The sequence below is a fragment of the Streptomyces sp. NPDC002306 genome, assembly GCF_053593435.1.
This window is the reverse complement of the sequence record NZ_JBSFCK010000020.1, coordinates 1-16,210: the sequence shown is the minus strand read 5'-3', so window position 1 is coordinate 16,210 and position 16,210 is coordinate 1. Positions and strand designations below refer to the sequence as shown.

Sequence of the window (16,210 nt, the reverse complement as noted above, 5' to 3'; positions counted from 1 at the left end):
GGCAGCCTGCCCCCTCGGCCCACCCCTCCCCCGGATGCCACCCGATCCGCGCAACGCCTCCCCACTGGGCCGGCGTCACCGCGGACCCGCGACGGGGTGCCCGGTCGCCGCTACGGGCAGCGGTTCCCCCCACCGATGCGATCGGTGATCGTCGCCCCTCTCGCGCTCCCGCGTCCCTCGAAGGACACTCGTGGGCAGAGGAGTTGACGCCGGAGGGGGACCTGGCATGCGGGACAGTCACAAGGTGGAGGCCGAGCGGTTGATCGCCCGGGCCGTCGAGGAGGAGGTGCGGCGGTCGGGCGGGCGTACCGACGGGCAGGCGCTGCTCACGCGCACGCGCGGCGCGCTGGACGCCATGGCCCGCACGGCCGACGAGGAGTACGGGGCCTACACGCGCGCCCTGGACGAGGCGGCGGCCGGACAGCTCAGCTTCCGGCAGCGGTACGCCCGGGAGGGGAGCGGAACTCCCCTGCTGGTGGCGGCTGTTGCCGCGGTCGCCGCCGCCGTCGCCGACCTGGCCCTGGGCACCGGCGCGGGTACGGCACTGGGCGCGGGCGCGGCCGTGGGGGTCGTCGGCGCGGCGGCCACCGTCGTGAAGGTGGCCGGTTCCCATCTGCCGGCCGCGCACCACCGGGCGGGCGCCGCGGGCCAGCCGGGCGGCCCCGAGCAGCTGAGGTTGCAGTGGCTGACGGCGCTGGAGGTACGCGGGATCCGCCCGTTCCTGGATCAGCAACGGGTGCTGAGCGCGTCCACCGGTCCGAAGAAGACGGGGCCCCAGCTGCGCGGCGCGGACAAGAGCGCGGCCGCGCGGGGGCGGACCGTCCTGGAGCAGTCGTTCGGGCAACTGCCGGAACCCACGGGTCCGTTCGCGGGCCGGCGGACGGAGCTGGCGCGGATCCGGCAGTGGGTGCAGGCGGCCCGCGCGAGCACGGAGACCCGGCCGACGGTCGTCGTCCTGCACGGGGCGCCCGGCAGCGGCCGTACGACGCTCGCGGTTCGTGCGGCCCACGATCTGCGGGAGCAGTTCCGGGGTGCGTGCGTGGTCGATCTGCGCGGCGACAGCCCCGGGGAGCCGCCGTTGCCCACGCGCGACGCGTTGCTGCACCTGCTGAACCGGCTCGGCGCGCCCCGCGAACAGCTGCTGTTCCGGGAGCGTTCCTCCGCCGAACAGCAGGTCAAGCGGCTGAGCGAGCTCTACCACCAGCACCTGACCGGCCTGCCGGTCACGGTGGTCCTGGACGACGCCTCGGACCCGGAGCAGGTCCGCACGCTCATGCCCGAGCGTTCCGACAGCCTCGTCCTGGTCACCGCCCGCAAGCCCCTCGACCTGCCCGCCGACCTTCCGGCCCGGGTGCACCAGCTCCCGGTGGACGCCCTGGACGCGGCGGGCGCGGAAGAACTGCTCGGCGCGGCCGCGACGGACGCCTCGGGGCCGTACGACGCCGAATCCGCCGATCTGATCCATGAGTTGTGCGGCGGGCTGCCGCTGGCGCTGCGCGTCGCGGGCTCCGCGCTCGGCCCACGCTCACCCCGGCAGCTCGCCACCGACCTGAGCGCGTACGGCCCGGTGGAACCGGTCGAAAGGGTGCTCTGGCTGCGCTACACCGACCAGCCGGACCCGGCGCGGCGGCTGCTGCGGAGGCTGGCCCTGGCCGGCCGGGCCTCGCTCGGCGCGGCGGCGGCCGCCGCGCTCCTGGCCACCGATCAGCCGGAGGCCACCCGGCAACTGGTGGCCCTGTCCCGGGCGGGCCTGATCGACCATGTCCGGGGCGACCGCTACCGGCTGCACGACCTGGTCCGCGCCTTCGCCCAGGCCCGGCTGCTCGACGAGGAGGAGCCGGCCGAGCGTACGGCCGCGCAGGAACGGCTGATCGTGAGCTACGGCGACCTGGCCGATTCGGTGCTGCGGCTGGTCGACGGCAACATGTCGACCCGCTCCGACCGGTTCAGTCCGCACGGCTTCACCTCGCTCGACGAGGCGCTGCGCTGGCTGGACGACGAGTCGAGCTTCATCACGGCGACCCTGCGGCACGCCGAGGGCGTGAACCAGACCGCCGTGCTGAACCTGCTCGGCGCCCTGTGCGACTACTGCCTGTTGCGCGGCGACCTCTACCGCCTGGGCGAGATCAGCGAGTTGGCGCAGGCCGTCGACCAGGGGCTGCTGGTCCGCTCGGTGCAGTGGCGTACCGGGATCGCGGCCCGGCAGCTCGGCGAGCTCGACAAGGCGCGCACGACGCTGGCGTCCGTGGTGGACCTGTACATGGAGGCCCACCACGACGCGGGCGCCGCCCGCGCCCTGTGTTCGCTGGGCATCACGCTGCACCACCAGGGCAATCTGACGGAGGCGGCCGCGAAGCTGCGGGAGGCGCTGGACCTCCAGACGGCCCCCGAGCTGGCGACCGACCGTGCCTGGACCATGCACGCGCTGGCCGCCGTCGAACGCGATCGCGCCCATGTCGCCGAGGCTTTGGACCTGTTGACCCGTTCCCTGGTGCTGCACCGTGAGGGTGGTTCGGTGCACGGCGAGGCGTGGGCGCACTTCCAGCTCGGTCAACTGGGCCTGCGCATGGGCGACGTACCGCGCGCGGAGACGGAGTTGCGTGAGGCCCTGGACCTGTACGGCCGCACCCGGGACGCCCGCGGTGAGGCGTGGGCGCTGACCCAGCTGGCGCGGGCCCGTCTGGTGGCCGGCGATCCGTCGCCGGCGGTGGACGGTCTGCGGCGGGCGGCGGCCCGGCACCGCGACAACGAGGACGCGCGCGGAGAGGCCTGGACGCTCTACTACCTGGGCCAGTCCCTGGAGGAGACGGGCGACCTGGATCACGCGGTCCGTGAACTGGAACGCTCCCGCACGATGTTCTCGCGCATGCGCGATGTGTACGGCCTGGCCTGCGCGCGCCACCACTCGGCCCGGGTGACGCGGGACCAGCGCGCGGCCCAGACGGGTTCGCTGCGCAACTCGGGCTTCGCCCGTCAGCTCCTCGTCGACGCCCGCGCCGACTTCCAGCGCATCGGTGTCGCCCACGGCGAGGCGTGGACCTGTCTGGAACTGGCGGTCGTCGACGCGGGCAACGCGCGTGCCCAGCAGGCCCTGGGCCTGTGCGACGAGGCCACGGCCCTGTTCACGTCGTACGGCGACGACCGGGGCGCGGACTGGGCCGCGTTCCTGCGCTGCACCCTGCTGCCGTACGCCGCTCCCGGCGGTGTGGAGGTCGGCACGGCGGTGGCCCAGGAGGAGCTGGCCCGGCTCGCGCGCTCGGGTCATCCGCTGCGGGACGAGAAGCTGGGCGACTACCTGGAGGCGTACCAGCTCCTGCTGGAGCGGGGCGTGACCCTGGAGACGGGGTGGCAGGCATGGCGCCTGGGCATGGTGCCGAACCGGCACGCCCGCGAGGTGATGGGGGTGGCGGTGCCGACCGGTCGGTGACGGGGGTGCGGGGGTGGTGCTGCCGGCCGGGCAGTGTCGGCCGTCCGCCCCCGGCCGTCGCGGCGGTCTCCCGCACCGGCGCGGTGGCGGTCACTCCCACCGGTGCGGGAGTGACATCCCCGTTCGTGGCCGGCTCCTGCCGACCCGCCGACCGGGCTGGTCAGCCCTGCTGCGGCTTGACGTGGCCGGACGGCTTCGCCCGGCCCTCCCCGGCCTCCGCCGCGGAGTCCGGGGACTCCTTGAAGTCGACCTTGCCCATGTGCTTGCTCATGGACCTCATCAGCCCCCACACCGCCACGGCCATCGCCGCGAAGACGATGAAGCCGAGGACGCCGGGGGTGACCTTGTTCTCGTCGACCTCCTTGGCGAGGGGGACGAGGTGCGTCATTGCCAGACTCACGCTTGCGCTCATGTCAGGCATTGTCGCGGATGCCCGCAAAGAGGTCGTCCTCGGGGAGGGAAGTGTCCACGAGGGACTTCGCGAGCTCGTACTCCTCCGTCGGCCAGACCTCCTTCTGGAGCTCCATCGGCACCCGGAACCAGCCGCCGTCGGGGTCGATCTGGGTGGCATGCGCGATCAGCGCCTTGTCGCGGATCTCGAAGAACTCGGCGCACGGCACATGCGTGGTGAGTGTGCGCTCGGTGCGCTCGAACTCGCTCCAGCGCTTGAGCCAGTCCCCGTACGGCGACTCCAGGCCCCGGGCCAGCAGCGCCTGGTGCAGCGCCTCGGTGCGGGGGCGGTTGAAGCCCTGGTTGTAGTAGAGCTTGAGCGGCCGGTGGACCGCGCCGTACGTGCTCTCCGGGTACTTCTCGGCGTCCGCCGCGCCCTCGAACGCCACCATGGAGATCTTGTGGGTCATGATGTGGTCGGGGTGCGGGTAGCCGCCGTTCTCGTCGTAGGTGGTGATCACCTGGGGACGGAACGAGCGGATCTGCTTGACCAGCTCGCCGGCCGCCTTGTCGACGTCCTCCAGAGCGAAGCAGCCCTCGGGCAGCGGGGGCAACGGGTCGCCCTCGGGAAGCCCGGAGTCGACGAAGCCGAGCCACTCCTGCTTGACGCCGAGGATCTCGCGGGCCTCGTCCATCTCCTTCTTGCGCACCTCGTGGATGTGCTCCTCGATGTACGTGTCGCCCTGGAGCTTCGGGTTGAGGATGGAGCCGCGTTCCCCGCCGGTGCAGGTCACGACCAGCACGTCCACCCCCTCGGACACGTACTTCGCCATGGTGGCCGCGCCCTTGCTCGACTCGTCGTCGGGGTGCGCGTGCACGGCCATCAGTCGCAGCTGGTCAGTCAAGACACAATCCTCAGTAAGTCGGCGCCCGTGTGATCGGGTGCGATGGGCGGCTTCTATAGTGACCGAATCGGGGGGCGAATAATTCCGGGGCCCCGCTCCGGAGCCCACTTTCGGAGCTTCATCCGACACCGCCGAGTGACGTGGCGAGAGGACGATCATGAGCACGGCGAGCACGCGACTGCCCGAGGGTCGTTACGGCCGTTCCTCCGACGAACGCGCCGACCGCACACTCAAGGTCGTCGGTGCCGTGTTCGGCGCCGCTCTGCTCGCCCTGCTGGGCTTCTTCGCCTACCACTACGTCGCCCAGAACGAGATCAGCGCCCAGGTGATCGCCTTCGACGCCTCGGACAACGCCGTGAAGATCCATCTGGAGGTCCACAAGGACTCCGGCGCCGACGGCTACTGCACGGTGCGCTCACAGGCCGCGAACGGTTCCGAGGTGGGCCGGGCGGACTTCCGCTTCTCCGGGTCCGACACCCGTATCGACAAGGTCGTCACGCTCCGTACGACGTCCCGCGGCACGACGGCCGAACTGCTCGGGTGCCACACCGGCTGACACGGGCTGTCACGGATTCACCCGGGCTGATATCGGCCGATACCTGCTGACGATGTGGGCATCCCCCGCAATGCGTAGCGGCTGACCTGGGTTGACGTGATTCTGATGGCTTATGTCCTCCCCCTACGGCCGCTGAATTGTTAGGCTCGTGGTTTCGCCCATCCGTGAGGGACCATTCTTGTGGGAGGGCGATGCTTTTTATTCCCAGTACCGACGAGGAGCACCCTGTGACCCAGACCAGCGAGAACGTCACCTGGCTGACCCAGGAGGCGTACAACAAGCTCAAGGACGAGCTTGAGTACCTTACTGGTCCTGCGCGCACGGAGATCGCCGCCAAGATCGCGGCCGCGCGCGAGGAGGGCGACCTGCGTGAGAACGGCGGGTACCACGCCGCCAAGGAGGAGCAGGGCAAGCAGGAGCTCCGTGTGCGCCAGCTGACCCAGCTGCTGGAGAACGCGCAGGTCGGCGAGGCCCCGGCCTCGACGGACGGTACGGTCGCGCCCGGCATGGTCGTGACGATCGCCTTCGATGGTGACGAGGACGACACGATGACCTTCCTGCTCGCCTCACGCGAGTACGCGAGCACCGATGTCGAGACCTACTCGCCGCAGTCCCCGCTGGGTTCCGGCGTGATCGGCCACAAGGTCGGCGAGGACGCGGACTACGAGCTGCCCAACGGCAAGAAGACCTCGGTGCGCATCCTGAAGGCCGAGCCGTACAGCGGCTGAGCCCCTTTCCCACCGCCTCGACGGGCCCCCGGCGTCACCTGGACGCCGGGGGCTCTGTCATGCGGCCGCCGAGCGGTACTTGCGCACCGCGAGGGTCCTGAAGACGACGATGATCAGGATCGAGTAGATCAGCGACGCCCACACCGGGTGGACCATGGGCCAGGCGTCCGAGGCGGAGACCCCGGGATTGCCGAAGAGCACCCGGCACGCCTGCACGGTGGCGCTGAAGGGGTTCCAGTCGGCGATGTGCCGCAGCCACGGCGTCATCCGGCTGGAGTCCGCGAACGCGTTCGAGACGAACGTGACCGGGAAGAGCCAGATCAGCCCGCCCGAGGTCGCCGCCTCGGGGGTCCGCACGGAGAGGCCGATCAGGGCGCCGACCCAGGTGAACGCGTAGCCGAGCAGGAGCAGCAGGGCGAAGGCGCCGAGCACCTCGCCGATGCTGGTGTGCGTGCGCCAGCCGACCAGCAGCGCGACAACGGCCAGCACGGAGACGGTGAGGGCCGTCTGCACCAGGTCGGCGAGCGTGCGTCCGGTGAGCACGGCGCCACGCGCCATGGGCAGGGAGCGGAAGCGGTCGATCAGTCCCTTGTGCATGTCGTCCGCGATGCCCGCGCCGGCGCCGGCGGTGGCGAAGGTGACGGTCTGCGCGAAGATGCCGGCCATCAGGAACTCGCGGTAGACGGAGGGGTCCGTGCTGCCGCCGATGGTCATCGAGCCGCCGAAGACGTACGAGAACATCACGACGAACATGATCGGCTGGAAGAGCCCGAAGATGATCATCTCGGGGATGCGGGACATGCGGATCAGGTTGCGCTTGGCGACGACCAACGAGTCCCGGACGGACTGGACGACGGGGTTCGAGGGCGCCGCGATCGGCACGGCGTCGGTGACGGCGCTCACTGGGTGGTCTCCTTCTTGGGCTTGCGGTCCTTGGTCTGCGCGTCGTCGCTCTGCGTCTCGTCGCTCTCCTCGGCCTTCACCTCGGCCACGTGTCCCGTGAGGGAGAGGAACACGTCGTCGAGGGTGGGGCGGCGCAGGCCGATGTCGTCGATCTCGATGCCGCGGCTGTCGAGCTCGCGGATGACCTCGGCGAGGAGCTTGGCGCCTCCGGTGACGGGCACGGTGAGCTTGCGGATGTGGTCCTCGACGGCGGTGTCGCCCTTGCCGAAGCCGCGCAGCACCTCCGCGGCCACCGCTATGTGCTCGCGTTCGTGCACGACGACCTCGACCCGCTCGCCGCCGGTGCGGGCCTTGAGCTGGTCGGAGGTGCCGCGGGCGATGACGCGGCCGTGGTCGACGACCGCGATGTCGTGCGCGAGGTGATCGGCCTCTTCCAGGTACTGCGTGGTCAGCAGCAGTGTCGTGCCGCCGGAGACGAGGCGCTTGATGACCTCCCAGAGCAGGAGGCGGTTTCGGGGGTCGAGGCCGGTCGTCGGCTCGTCCATGAACATCACGGGCGGGGAGACGACGAGCGCCGCCGCCAGGTCGAGCCGGCGGCGCATGCCTCCGGAGTAGGTCTTCGCGGTGCGGTCGGCGGCCTCGGTGAGGTCGAACTGTTCGAGCAGCTCCACGGCCCGGGCCTTGGCGGCCTTCGCCTTCATCTGGTAGAGCTGCCCCACCATCTGCAGGTTCTCGCGGCCGGTGAGGTATTCGTCGACCGCGGCGAACTGGCCGGACAGGCCGATGGAGCGCCGCACCTCGTTGGGTTGCTTGAGCACGTCGAGTCCGGCGACGACCGCGCGGCCGCGGTCGGGGCGCAGGAGGGTCGTCAGACAGCGCACGGTCGTCGTCTTGCCGGCGCCGTTGGGCCCGAGCAGACCCAGGACCGTGCCCTCGGGAACATCGAGGTCGACACCGTCCAGAGCCTTTACGTCACCGAAGGTCTTGACCAGACCTTCGGCATAGATGGCGCCTGGCATATGAGTCTCCACGTCGTCGGGAATTCTTCGAAAGGTCAGGGTTCGCGGGTTGAGTCGCGCCCTTGGGGTTCGTTTGATGGGGGACAGGGGTGTCCGGACGGTCGACGGACGAGCCCACGCGTGACAGCGGTTCACGCGTGCGGCGGTCCATGGGCGGCAGCGACCGCCACCGGCATACGACACACCATAACGCGATGTATCGCGTCTCTCAATGTGTTTTCACCGACCGTGACTCGATCGAGTGAGCGTCAGCTGCGCACCGGGTGAGCGGGAGAGCCGTGCCCTCAGCCGATGACGGTGTACCCCGCCGTACGCAGGGCCTGGCCGACCTCGGCGCAGTGCTCCGCGCCCTTCGTCTCCAGGTGCAGTTCGACCTCCGCCTCCGTGAACCCGAGCCGTGGATCGGTCCGGACGTGGCTCACGTCGAGGACATTAGCGTCGACCACTGACAACACCCCCAGGAGCGCCGCGAGGGCCCCCGGCCGGTCCGTCAGGCGCACCCGAACCGCCAGGTAGCGGCCCTGGGCGGTCATTCCGTGCCGCAGCACGCGCTGCAGCAGCAGCGGATCGACGTTGCCGCCCGACAGCAGCGCCACCACCGGCCCCTCGAAGGCCCCCGGCTCGCTCAGCAGCGCCGCGACCGGGCTCGCCCCGGCCGGCTCGACGACCAGCTTGGCCCGCTCCAGACACAGCAGCAGCGCGGTGGACAGCGCGTCCTCGCTCACCGTGCGGACCTCGTCCACCAGGTCCTCGATGATCTCGAACGGCACGTCACCGGGCCGCCCCACCTTGATGCCGTCCGCCATCGTCGCGGGGTTCTCGATCGACACCGGGTGACCGGCCGCGAGCGAGGGCGGGTACGCCGCCGCGCCCTCCGCCTGCACACCGACGATCCGTACGTCCGGCCGCACCGCCTTCACCGCGGCCGCCACCCCGGCCGCCAGACCGCCGCCGCCGATCCCGACCACGATCGTGCCCACCTCCGGGCACTGGTCCAGGATCTCCAGGCCCACCGTGCCCTGGCCCGCGATGATGTCCGGGTGGTCGAAGGGGTGGATGAACACCGCGCCCGTCTCGGCCGCGTACTCCTGCGCGGCGGCCAGCGTCTCGTCGACCACCTGCCCGTACAGGCGCACCTCGGCGCCGTAGTGCTGGGTCGCGCTGATCTTCGGCAGCGGGGCGCCCTTGGGCATGAACACCGTGGAACGCACGCCGAGCAGCGACGACGCGAGAGCGACGCCCTGCGCGTGGTTGCCCGCGCTGGCGGCGACGACCCCGGCGGCCCGCTCCTCGGGCAGCAGCCCGGCGATCCGCACGTACGCGCCCCGCAGCTTGAACGATCCGGTCCGCTGGAGGTTCTCGCACTTGAAGTGCACCGGCGCGCCCACCAGGCGCGACAGGTACCTGTTGCCCTCCATGGCGGTCACCCGGGCCACGCCCGTGAGCATCTTCTGGGCCCCGCGTACGTCGTCCAGCGTGACCGGCGGCAAGGGGTCGACCTTGCGGTAGTTCATGACTCGAGTCTCCCAGTTCACACGCGGGCGGCGCCGCTGTGACCAACCACCGAGACCGGTTTCCTCAGCGCCGGTACGGCCCGCCCCCCAGCCGCGTACCCTGTCCCCCACATCCAGCACCCTTCATGAAGTGAGCCCCCGGCCATGCCCACAACACCTGAAATGTCGATGGACATGACGACAGTCGGTGACACCGGCCTCCTGGACACCCTCCAGCACGAGGTGGCGGTGTTCGCGCGCCGCGCCGAACAGACCCGGCTCGGCGGCGTCGGGCAGGTGCGCAACTCCATGGACCGCGCCGCGTACCTCCTGCTCAACCGGCTCGACAAGGAGGGCCCGATGGGCGTCAAGGCGCTCGCCGCGAGCATGGGCATCGACTCCTCGACCGTCACCCGTCAGGTGGCGCCGCTGGTCGACACCGGCCTGGTCAAGCGCACCTCGCACCCGGAGGACGGACGCGCGGTGGTGCTCCAGCTGTCCCCGCGCGGCCTGGCACGGCTGGAGGAAGTGCGTTCGTCGAGGCGTCAGTTGATGGCCGAACTGACGCACGACTGGGCGCCGGAGGAGCGCGAGGCGTTCCTCACGCTCCTCACGCGCTTCAACAGCGCGCTGTCCGCCCGGATGTCGCCCCCCGGCGGTCCGGGCGCGGAGCCGCAGCCGGCCTCCTGAGCCGGAGGCCGCCGGGCCGCACCCCGGGGGCCGCCGCACCGCGCCTCGGGGGCCGCGGCCTCGGTTTCCGGCCGTGCGCGGCTCTTGACCGAAAGGGCGGTGCTGGCCTCATATGAGACCGGGTCCCCGTCACACACAGCAGGGGCCCGTTCCCCCGGGGCAGCCGGCAGGCGGGAGGCGCGGTGCGAGAACGGCATGCGTCCCAAGGCGTCCGCCGCGCCAAGGAGTTCGAGGCGTTCGTCGCCGGCGCGGGCGGGCGGTTGCTGCACACCGCCACGCTGTTCACGGCGGAGCCGCCGGACGACAACCCGCGCGCGCGACGCCTGCTGACCCTGGCCCTGGCCCGGACGTACGCGTGCTGGGACACGCTGCGCGGGGAGGATCCCTACGCCCACACCCGCCGCTGTCTGGCCACCCGCTTCGCCCAGGGAGCGTGGCACCGGTACGCCCCTCTCGGTATCGGCCGTCGCGCCCGCCGCCGTCCCGTGAGCGCCCTGGCCGTCCTCACTCCGCAGGAGCGGCTGATCGTCGTCCTGCGGTTGTACGAAGGGGTGGCGGAGGAACAGGCGGCGGCCCTGCTCGGCCTGCCCGTGGAACGCGTCCACGCGATCTGCGACCGGGCGACCGCCACGCTCCTGCACCCGCCCCGGGGCCCGGCCCCGGCGCTGGCGGGAGCAAAGGTGGCAGCGTCATGAGGAGCCGGCCGAGCCGGGGGAGGCACGGATGAGCCGGGTCGACCGGGAGGCGGCGGCACGGCGGATCATGGAGCGGACGACGCTCCAGGTGCCGCCGGACCTCTGCGCGGACGCCGTACGCCTCGGCGCCCGCATGCTGCGCCGCAGGACCCTGACACGCCGCCTGTCGTGGCTGCTGCTGTGGGCCGCGCTCCTGGCGTTCACGATCTGGGCGCTCTCGGTCCGGCCGTGGGTGGAGCCGCCGTCGGTCACGACTCCACCCCTGACAGGCTGGTGAACACCCCCGCCCCGGGCGCGGCTCCTGGCGGAGCCGGAGCCCTGGGGATCCGCCGCCACCAGGAACCTGTCAGGGACCTGGCGCCGTCGAACCGCGGGAACTAGCCCAGGGCCTGCTGGAGATCCTCCAGCAGGTCCTCGACGTTCTCGATGCCCACGGAGAGGCGTACGAGATCGCCGGGCACCTCGAGCGCCGAACCGGCCGCGGAGGCGTGCGTCATGCGTCCGGGGTGCTCGATCAGCGACTCGACACCGCCCAGGGACTCGCCGAGCGTGAACACCTTGGCGCGGTTGCAGACCTCGACCGCCGCCTCCTCGCCCCCCTCGACCTGGAAGGAGATCATGCCGCCGAACGCCCGCATCTGCTTGGCGGCGATCTCGTGGCCGGGGTGCTCCGGGAGACCCGGGTACAGGACGCGCGTCACGCGCGCGTGCCGGGTGAGCATGTCGGCGACCTTCGTGGCGTTCTCGCTGTGCCGGTCCATGCGCACCGACAACGTCTTGGTGCCGCGCAGCACCAGCCAGGAGTCGAACGGCCCGGCGACCGCGCCCATCGCGTTCTGGTGGTAGGCGAGCTCCTCGCCCAGCTCCCGGTCGTTGACGATCAGCGCGCCGCCGACGACGTCCGAGTGACCGCCCATGTACTTGGTCAGAGAGTGCACGACGACGTCCGCGCCGAGCGCCAGCGGCTGCTGGAGGTACGGCGTGGCGAAGGTGTTGTCGACGACGAGCCGGGCGCCCGCGTCACGGGCGATCTGCGCGACGGCGGCGATGTCGGTGATGCCGAGCAGCGGGTTGGAGGGGGTCTCCACCCACACGACCTTGGTCTTCGGGGTGAGGGCGGCCCGTACGGCGGCGGGATCGCTGGTGTCGGCGACCGACCATTCCACCCCCCACCGGGAGACGACCTTCGCGAAGAGACGGAACGTACCGCCGTACGCGTCGTTCGGGATGACCACGTGGTCACCGGGGCTCAGCAGCGTACGCAACAGGCAGTCCTCGGCCGCCAGTCCGGACGCGAACGCGAGACCCCGGCGACCGCCCTCCAGGGCGGCGAGGTTCTCTTCGAGGGCGGTACGGGTCGGGTTGGCGCTGCGGCTGTACTCGTAGCCGCCGCGCAGACCGCCCACGCCGTCCTGCTTGTAGGTCGAGACCTGGTAGATCGGCGGGACGACGGCGCCGGTGAGGGGATCGGCGGTGTTGCCCGCATGGATCGCGAGGGTCTCGAAGTGCTGACTGATGTGCCTGTCGCTCATGAGCCCGAGAGTAGTGCGCTCACGGGGCGGGTGACGGACGGCGGGGCACGGGTGGTCGTACCGCGGGATTTTTCGGTGGTCAGGGCGGGCGCGCGGGACGGACGGGGGCCTGGTGCGGGACGGGGCGGGGTCGGGCGCGGGACGGGGCGGGGGGGGCCGGGCGCGGGACGGGCGTCCGGCCGAAGGTTTTCCACAGGCCGCCGAACGGGTTGGCCAATTGTCGGCGCTGTCTGGTTCGCTTGAGCCATGGAGATTCTCTGGGTCCTGATGGCGCTGGTCTTGCTGGGCTTCGTGCTGAGCCCGTTCCTGCTGCGCAGGCGTGGCCGGATCGAGCAGGTCGCGCCGGGACACCCGGACGCCGCGGATCCGGCGACCTACGGATTCGTGCGCGAGGAGGAGCTGGACATCCGCATGCCCGGCCCCGACCACGACCTGCTGGACGTCCTGGACCTGGTGCAGCGCACCCAGGACTACCGGGCGGCCCAGCAGCTGCTGGCCGGCACCGAGGCGACGGGCGAGCTGCGCTGGCAGCGCGTGCAGGCCTTCGCGGGAGCGGCGTCGCTGGAGCTCCAGCAGCGCCCCGGCGGGGTCAGCGAGACACCGGGCGGGCAGTGGCTGCGGGTGTGGCGGGCCGAGGCCCCGAAGGACGCGGGCGGCGCGGCGGTGCACGCGGAGTTCCTGGTCCAGCAGGCGTGGCGGACGTCGACGCCCGGGACGGACGAGTTCCGGATCATCATGGAAGAGGCGCTGGAAGCGTGCGGGCAGGCGGCACTGCTCGCCCCCGGCGACCCGGTCCCCTACATCGTCGAGCTGTCGGTGGCCCGCGGGCTGGCGTACAAACAGACCGAGTTCGAGCAGCTGTGGCTGAAGATCCTGGACCGCGCCCCGGCGCACATGGGCGCGCACCTGGCGGCGCTGCACTACTGGTGCGAGAAGTGGCACGGCTCGCGCGAGCTGGCGTACTCCTTCGCGGAGGCCGCGGCGGCCCGCGCCCCGCAGGGCTCGCTCCTGGCCGCCATGCCCCTGTTCGCGGTCTTCGAGCACCTCCCCGAGGTGAACCTGGTCAGCAGCTTCTACCAGAGCGAGGTCGTGACGAAGGCGATGCACGGCGCGCTGTTCGCGGTGCACGCGGCCCGTCCCGACGACCCGATGCTGGCGCACGTCCGTCATCTGCTGGTCTTCTTCCTGGTCCGCGCCGAACGCTGGTCCGAGGCCATGAACCAGCTGATACACGTCGACGGCCATGTCGGCGCCCTGCCGTGGACCCTGTCCGGTGATCCGGCCGCCGAGTTCGCGGTGTACCGGGCCCTGGCGGTGGCGGGCTACGAGGCGAACGGCGGCAACCCGGCGACCCTGCCGCACTGAGCCGCCGGCGGCCGGAATTCGACGGGGTCCGGGGATGTTGACATGTCCGGACCCTCGATTGGAGACCGCATGTTCCTGTACAGCCGTACGCCCAAGCTCCCGACCCCCGAGCAGGCTCTGCGCGGTCGCCCGGAGCCGGCCTTCACGGTCCCCGACCACCACACCGTCCTCGGCAACCCGCTGCTGGGCCCCTACCCGCTGGGGCTGGAGGTCGCCGACTTCGGCATGGGCTGCTTCTGGGGCGCCGAGCGTAAGTTCTGGCAGCTCCCGGCGGGCGTCTGGACGACCCTGGTCGGCTACCAGGGCGGCTACACCGAGCACCCCACGTACGAGGAGGCCTGCTCGGGCCTGACCGGCCACACGGAGGCGGTCCGCGTGGTGTACGACCCGAAGGTGATCTCGTACGAGCGGCTGCTGAAGACCTTCTGGGAGTCCCACGACCCCACACAGGGCTTCCGCCAGGGCAACGACGTCGGCACCCAGTACCGCTCCGCGATCTACACCCACTCCCCCGCCCAGGCCGAGACGGCCGAGGCCTCCCGCGCCGCCTACCAGAAGGTCCTGACGTACTCGGGCCACGGCACGATCACCACGGAACTCCTCCCCGCCGACACCCGCCCCTTCTACCCGGCGGAGGCGTACCACCAGCAGTACCTCGACAAGAACCCGGCGGGGTACTGCGGGATCGGCGGAACAGGCGTGTCGTGCCCGATCGGTGTGGCCAAGGCGGATGGCTGAGCCTCTCGCACGGAACGCGACGAGGACGCTGAAGGCACTGCTGAGCGGCTCCGTTCCAGTCACCAACCGGCCGGAGCCCCTCTTCGCCGCGCGCTGATCCGCGGAACACACGGCTACCAGTCCTTGGCGCCGATCAAGCAGGGCTCGACCCCGGTCCCCCCGATCCCGCGCCGGGCCCTGGTCGCTCGGTGCCGCCGTCGGCGCTCTCCGACGCGGCGGACGGCAGGCGAAAATCAGTGGCTGCCTGAACCGGCCGACTCCACGCTGTACGGCATGGAAGAACCGCGACACAGGATCCGTGCGGCCTACTCGGAATCCACGATCACCGTCTACCAGGCGTACTCCCCGGAGCTCGGCCTGCCCGCCGCCCGCGACGGCCGTTTCCCCGCCGCGTGGAAGCGGGACAGGATGACGTGGATCATCAAGCAGCGTTCGCAGACCTTTGCCGCCGTGTGACCCGTGGGTGGTGCCGGCGGTTGTGCCCCTGTTGCCGGTCAGGAACTCAGGTGGGCCAGGAGCTCTTCGCCGGCCGGGTATCCGTGCTCCTGGGGGAGCAGTCGGGTCGCCGAGTCCAGTTCGCCGTCCTTGACGAGTGCGTGGATCTCGTGGGCGAGCGGGGTCACGTCGCTGATGGACACGATCCACTCGTCAGCGTAACGCGTCGACGCCTCGCCCGAGAGCCCCAGTTGGAGCGAGCGGTACGGCAGGGGACGCAGGTGTAGATCGCGTTCGGGATCCCACTGGACACGGGCCGGTGCGCGCTTGAGGTCACGCTGCCAGGCGCTGCGGTCGGGGTGCAGTCCGCGGACGTAGTGCGACAGGCAGGCATGACGCAACGCCCAGTCGAAGCCGTCACGGGTGATCTCGACGGCGAGGACGGTCTCCTGCCCCTCCTTCGTCCCCCAGCCGGAGCGGTACATCATCCACATAAAACTGGGTTTAATCCACGTCATCCGGTCGGGCTTCCACGCGGCGGGGAAACGGCCCTTGCGGGCGGCGGGTCCACCGATCTCCGGGCGGTAGGCCTGGTAGACGGTGATCGTGGACGCCGTGTGGAGCGCGCGGATCCTGCGGAGCGGTTCTTCCATGGAGTACAGCGTGAGCCCCGGCCCGCTTGGGTGACCAACGATTTTCCCCCGTTGCTCGATCCGATGGAGCATGCCAGCCGCAGGCGACAGGCAGCCGTCCGTACTGGCGAAGTGGCGTCCGATGTCAGAACGGGGGTTCCTCCGTACAGCCACCGGTCCAGACGTCACGGACGTACCGAACGCGTGCGGCAACGTCAGCGGGACTCTCCAGGGCAGTGATGTCGTAGCCCCAGTTCTTGAGTGCGTCAAGACATCGATTGCGGTTGTAGCGGCTGGTACTGGTGGCGAGGAGGCGATGGATGCGGCGTCCAAGTTCGTCTCTGTGGCCAATGAGGGCGGGATGCTCAATCAAGGGGATGGCGGCGACGACCGCGGCCTCACGAACAGCAGTGTCTTCGTGGCCCAGGAAAGCTGAAACGGCACGGTAGAACGTGGGGCGGTGTTCCAGAAAGACACGCATTTCTGGATAGTCGTCGAGGTCGTCACCATCGAAGTGACGTTCGGCGCTGGCAAGGCACTCGTCGTCGGCGTCGTAGGCGAGTGATCCAAGCCAGTTCAGCAGAGCCGCCCTCACTGGACCGTCTCTGGGTCTGGTGCAGGTTCAGGTGACAGGTTCGGTCACGCGGCCTGGAGGGCCGATGTGATCATGACGGTCTCGAATTCGACGGGGGTCAGCCGGCC

The 16,210-nt window shown here is 70.9% G+C and carries 16 protein-coding genes and 1 pseudogene; 9 read left to right on the top strand and 8 right to left on the bottom strand.

The genetic code is table 11. The features are described 5' to 3' along the window. Positions 1–226: 226 nt before the first annotated feature. A complete protein-coding gene (locus ACWCQK_RS29380) occupies positions 227–3,427 on the top strand; it encodes a tetratricopeptide repeat protein (RefSeq protein ID WP_451159972.1) in 3,201 nt (1,066 codons plus the stop codon). Positions 3,428–3,587: 160 nt separating this feature from the next. Here the strand turns inward: ACWCQK_RS29380 and ACWCQK_RS29375 are convergent, their stop codons facing one another. Both ACWCQK_RS29375 and mca read right to left on the bottom strand, forming a co-directional pair. After that, positions 3,588–3,848, bottom strand: a complete 261-nt coding sequence (locus ACWCQK_RS29375) for a hypothetical protein (RefSeq protein WP_451159970.1) — start codon at positions 3,846–3,848, stop codon at positions 3,588–3,590. Then, entirely contained in the window at positions 3,841–4,701 is an 861-nt protein-coding gene (mca, locus tag ACWCQK_RS29370; protein WP_451160157.1) for a mycothiol conjugate amidase Mca, read from the bottom strand. The genes ACWCQK_RS29375 and mca overlap by 8 nt, the downstream gene beginning before the upstream one ends. A gap of 178 nt (positions 4,702–4,879) precedes the next feature. Here mca and ACWCQK_RS29365 point away from each other — a divergent pair, with 178 nt between their 5' ends. Both ACWCQK_RS29365 and greA read left to right on the top strand, forming a co-directional pair. Beyond that, positions 4,880–5,278 carry a DUF4307 domain-containing protein gene (locus ACWCQK_RS29365; RefSeq protein ID WP_451159968.1) on the top strand — a complete coding sequence of 133 codons (399 nt, stop codon included), beginning with the start codon at positions 4,880–4,882 and terminating at the stop codon, positions 5,276–5,278. Positions 5,279–5,505: 227 nt separating this feature from the next. Next, positions 5,506–6,006 carry a transcription elongation factor GreA gene (greA, locus tag ACWCQK_RS29360; RefSeq protein ID WP_451159966.1) on the top strand — a complete coding sequence of 167 codons (501 nt, stop codon included), beginning with the start codon at positions 5,506–5,508 and terminating at the stop codon, positions 6,004–6,006. Between the two features lie 57 nt (positions 6,007–6,063). Here greA and ACWCQK_RS29355 read toward each other — a convergent pair whose 3' ends face one another. The 3 genes from ACWCQK_RS29355 to ilvA all read right to left on the bottom strand — a co-directional run bounded on the left by ACWCQK_RS29355 (position 6,064) and on the right by ilvA (position 9,442). After that, complete coding sequence (locus ACWCQK_RS29355; RefSeq protein ID WP_451159964.1) at positions 6,064–6,909, bottom strand: ABC transporter permease; 846 nt, start codon at positions 6,907–6,909, stop codon at positions 6,064–6,066. Beyond that, positions 6,906–7,928: an ATP-binding cassette domain-containing protein gene (locus ACWCQK_RS29350; RefSeq protein ID WP_451159962.1), complete on the bottom strand. Its 1,023-nt coding sequence runs from the start codon at positions 7,926–7,928 to the stop codon at positions 6,906–6,908. Before ACWCQK_RS29350 ends, ACWCQK_RS29355 begins: the two co-directional genes overlap by 4 nt. Before the next feature lie 284 nt (positions 7,929–8,212). Further along, on the bottom strand, positions 8,213–9,442 hold the full coding sequence (gene ilvA, locus ACWCQK_RS29345; protein WP_451159960.1) for a threonine ammonia-lyase: 1,230 nt from the start codon (positions 9,440–9,442) through the stop codon (positions 8,213–8,215). Positions 9,443–9,604: 162 nt separating this feature from the next. Between ilvA and ACWCQK_RS29340 the strand changes: the two genes are divergently transcribed. The 3 genes from ACWCQK_RS29340 to ACWCQK_RS29330 all read left to right on the top strand — a co-directional run bounded on the left by ACWCQK_RS29340 (position 9,605) and on the right by ACWCQK_RS29330 (position 11,083). Then, positions 9,605–10,111: a MarR family winged helix-turn-helix transcriptional regulator gene (locus ACWCQK_RS29340; RefSeq protein ID WP_451160155.1), complete on the top strand. Its 507-nt coding sequence runs from the start codon at positions 9,605–9,607 to the stop codon at positions 10,109–10,111. Positions 10,112–10,293: 182 nt separating this feature from the next. After that, positions 10,294–10,806 (top strand): sigma factor-like helix-turn-helix DNA-binding protein, encoded by a 513-nt coding sequence (locus ACWCQK_RS29335; RefSeq protein ID WP_451159958.1) that lies wholly within the window; start codon positions 10,294–10,296, stop codon positions 10,804–10,806. A gap of 28 nt (positions 10,807–10,834) precedes the next feature. Further along, the gene (locus ACWCQK_RS29330; protein WP_451159956.1) at positions 10,835–11,083 is read left to right on the top strand and encodes a hypothetical protein; all 249 of its coding nucleotides are present in this window, start codon (positions 10,835–10,837) and stop codon (positions 11,081–11,083) included. A 100-nt stretch (positions 11,084–11,183) separates the two neighbouring features. On the opposite strand, the gene ACWCQK_RS29325 is transcribed toward ACWCQK_RS29330, so the two are convergent. Further along, positions 11,184–12,338 (bottom strand): cystathionine gamma-synthase, encoded by a 1,155-nt coding sequence (locus ACWCQK_RS29325; RefSeq protein WP_451159954.1) that lies wholly within the window; start codon positions 12,336–12,338, stop codon positions 11,184–11,186. A 246-nt stretch (positions 12,339–12,584) separates the two neighbouring features. On the opposite strand from ACWCQK_RS29325, the gene ACWCQK_RS29320 reads away from it, so the two are divergent. The 3 genes and pseudogenes from ACWCQK_RS29320 to ACWCQK_RS29310 all read left to right on the top strand — a co-directional run. Continuing rightward, positions 12,585–13,703, top strand: a complete 1,119-nt coding sequence (locus ACWCQK_RS29320; protein WP_451159952.1) for a hypothetical protein — start codon at positions 12,585–12,587, stop codon at positions 13,701–13,703. 69 nt (positions 13,704–13,772) lie between these two features. After that, positions 13,773–14,441: a peptide-methionine (S)-S-oxide reductase MsrA gene (gene msrA, locus ACWCQK_RS29315; RefSeq protein WP_451159950.1), complete on the top strand. Its 669-nt coding sequence runs from the start codon at positions 13,773–13,775 to the stop codon at positions 14,439–14,441. A 273-nt stretch (positions 14,442–14,714) separates the two neighbouring features. Further along, positions 14,715–14,861: pseudogene (locus ACWCQK_RS29310) on the top strand (DUF4291 family protein); the annotation flags it as partial. A 74-nt stretch (positions 14,862–14,935) separates the two neighbouring features. Here ACWCQK_RS29310 and ACWCQK_RS29305 read toward each other — a convergent pair. After that, positions 14,936–15,529 (bottom strand): DUF4291 domain-containing protein, encoded by a 594-nt coding sequence (locus tag ACWCQK_RS29305; RefSeq protein ID WP_451159948.1) that lies wholly within the window; start codon positions 15,527–15,529, stop codon positions 14,936–14,938. Positions 15,530–15,653: 124 nt separating this feature from the next. Further along, a complete protein-coding gene (locus ACWCQK_RS29300; RefSeq protein WP_451159946.1) occupies positions 15,654–16,103 on the bottom strand; it encodes a hypothetical protein in 450 nt (149 codons plus the stop codon). Positions 16,104–16,210 lie beyond the last annotated feature (107 nt).

What these genes read in the sequence shown, in the direction of transcription:
- ACWCQK_RS29380 (WP_451159972.1), top strand. Translation starts at nt 227, where the DNA reads ATGCGGGACAGTCACAAGGTGGAGGCCGAGCGGTTGATCGCCCGGGCC.
- ACWCQK_RS29375 (WP_451159970.1), bottom strand. Translation starts at nt 3,848, where the DNA reads ATGCCTGACATGAGCGCAAGCGTGAGTCTGGCAATGACGCACCTCGTC.
- mca (WP_451160157.1), bottom strand. Translation starts at nt 4,701, where the DNA reads ATGGCCGTGCACGCGCACCCCGACGACGAGTCGAGCAAGGGCGCGGCC.
- ACWCQK_RS29365 (WP_451159968.1), top strand. Translation starts at nt 4,880, where the DNA reads ATGAGCACGGCGAGCACGCGACTGCCCGAGGGTCGTTACGGCCGTTCC.
- ACWCQK_RS29350 (WP_451159962.1), bottom strand. Translation starts at nt 7,928, where the DNA reads ATGCCAGGCGCCATCTATGCCGAAGGTCTGGTCAAGACCTTCGGTGAC.
- ilvA (WP_451159960.1), bottom strand. Translation starts at nt 9,442, where the DNA reads ATGAACTACCGCAAGGTCGACCCCTTGCCGCCGGTCACGCTGGACGAC.
- ACWCQK_RS29340 (WP_451160155.1), top strand. Translation starts at nt 9,605, where the DNA reads ATGTCGATGGACATGACGACAGTCGGTGACACCGGCCTCCTGGACACC.
- ACWCQK_RS29330 (WP_451159956.1), top strand. Translation starts at nt 10,835, where the DNA reads ATGAGCCGGGTCGACCGGGAGGCGGCGGCACGGCGGATCATGGAGCGG.
- ACWCQK_RS29325 (WP_451159954.1), bottom strand. Translation starts at nt 12,338, where the DNA reads ATGAGCGACAGGCACATCAGTCAGCACTTCGAGACCCTCGCGATCCAT.
- ACWCQK_RS29320 (WP_451159952.1), top strand. Translation starts at nt 12,585, where the DNA reads ATGGAGATTCTCTGGGTCCTGATGGCGCTGGTCTTGCTGGGCTTCGTG.
- msrA (WP_451159950.1), top strand. Translation starts at nt 13,773, where the DNA reads ATGTTCCTGTACAGCCGTACGCCCAAGCTCCCGACCCCCGAGCAGGCT.
- ACWCQK_RS29305 (WP_451159948.1), bottom strand. Translation starts at nt 15,529, where the DNA reads ATGGAAGAACCGCTCCGCAGGATCCGCGCGCTCCACACGGCGTCCACG.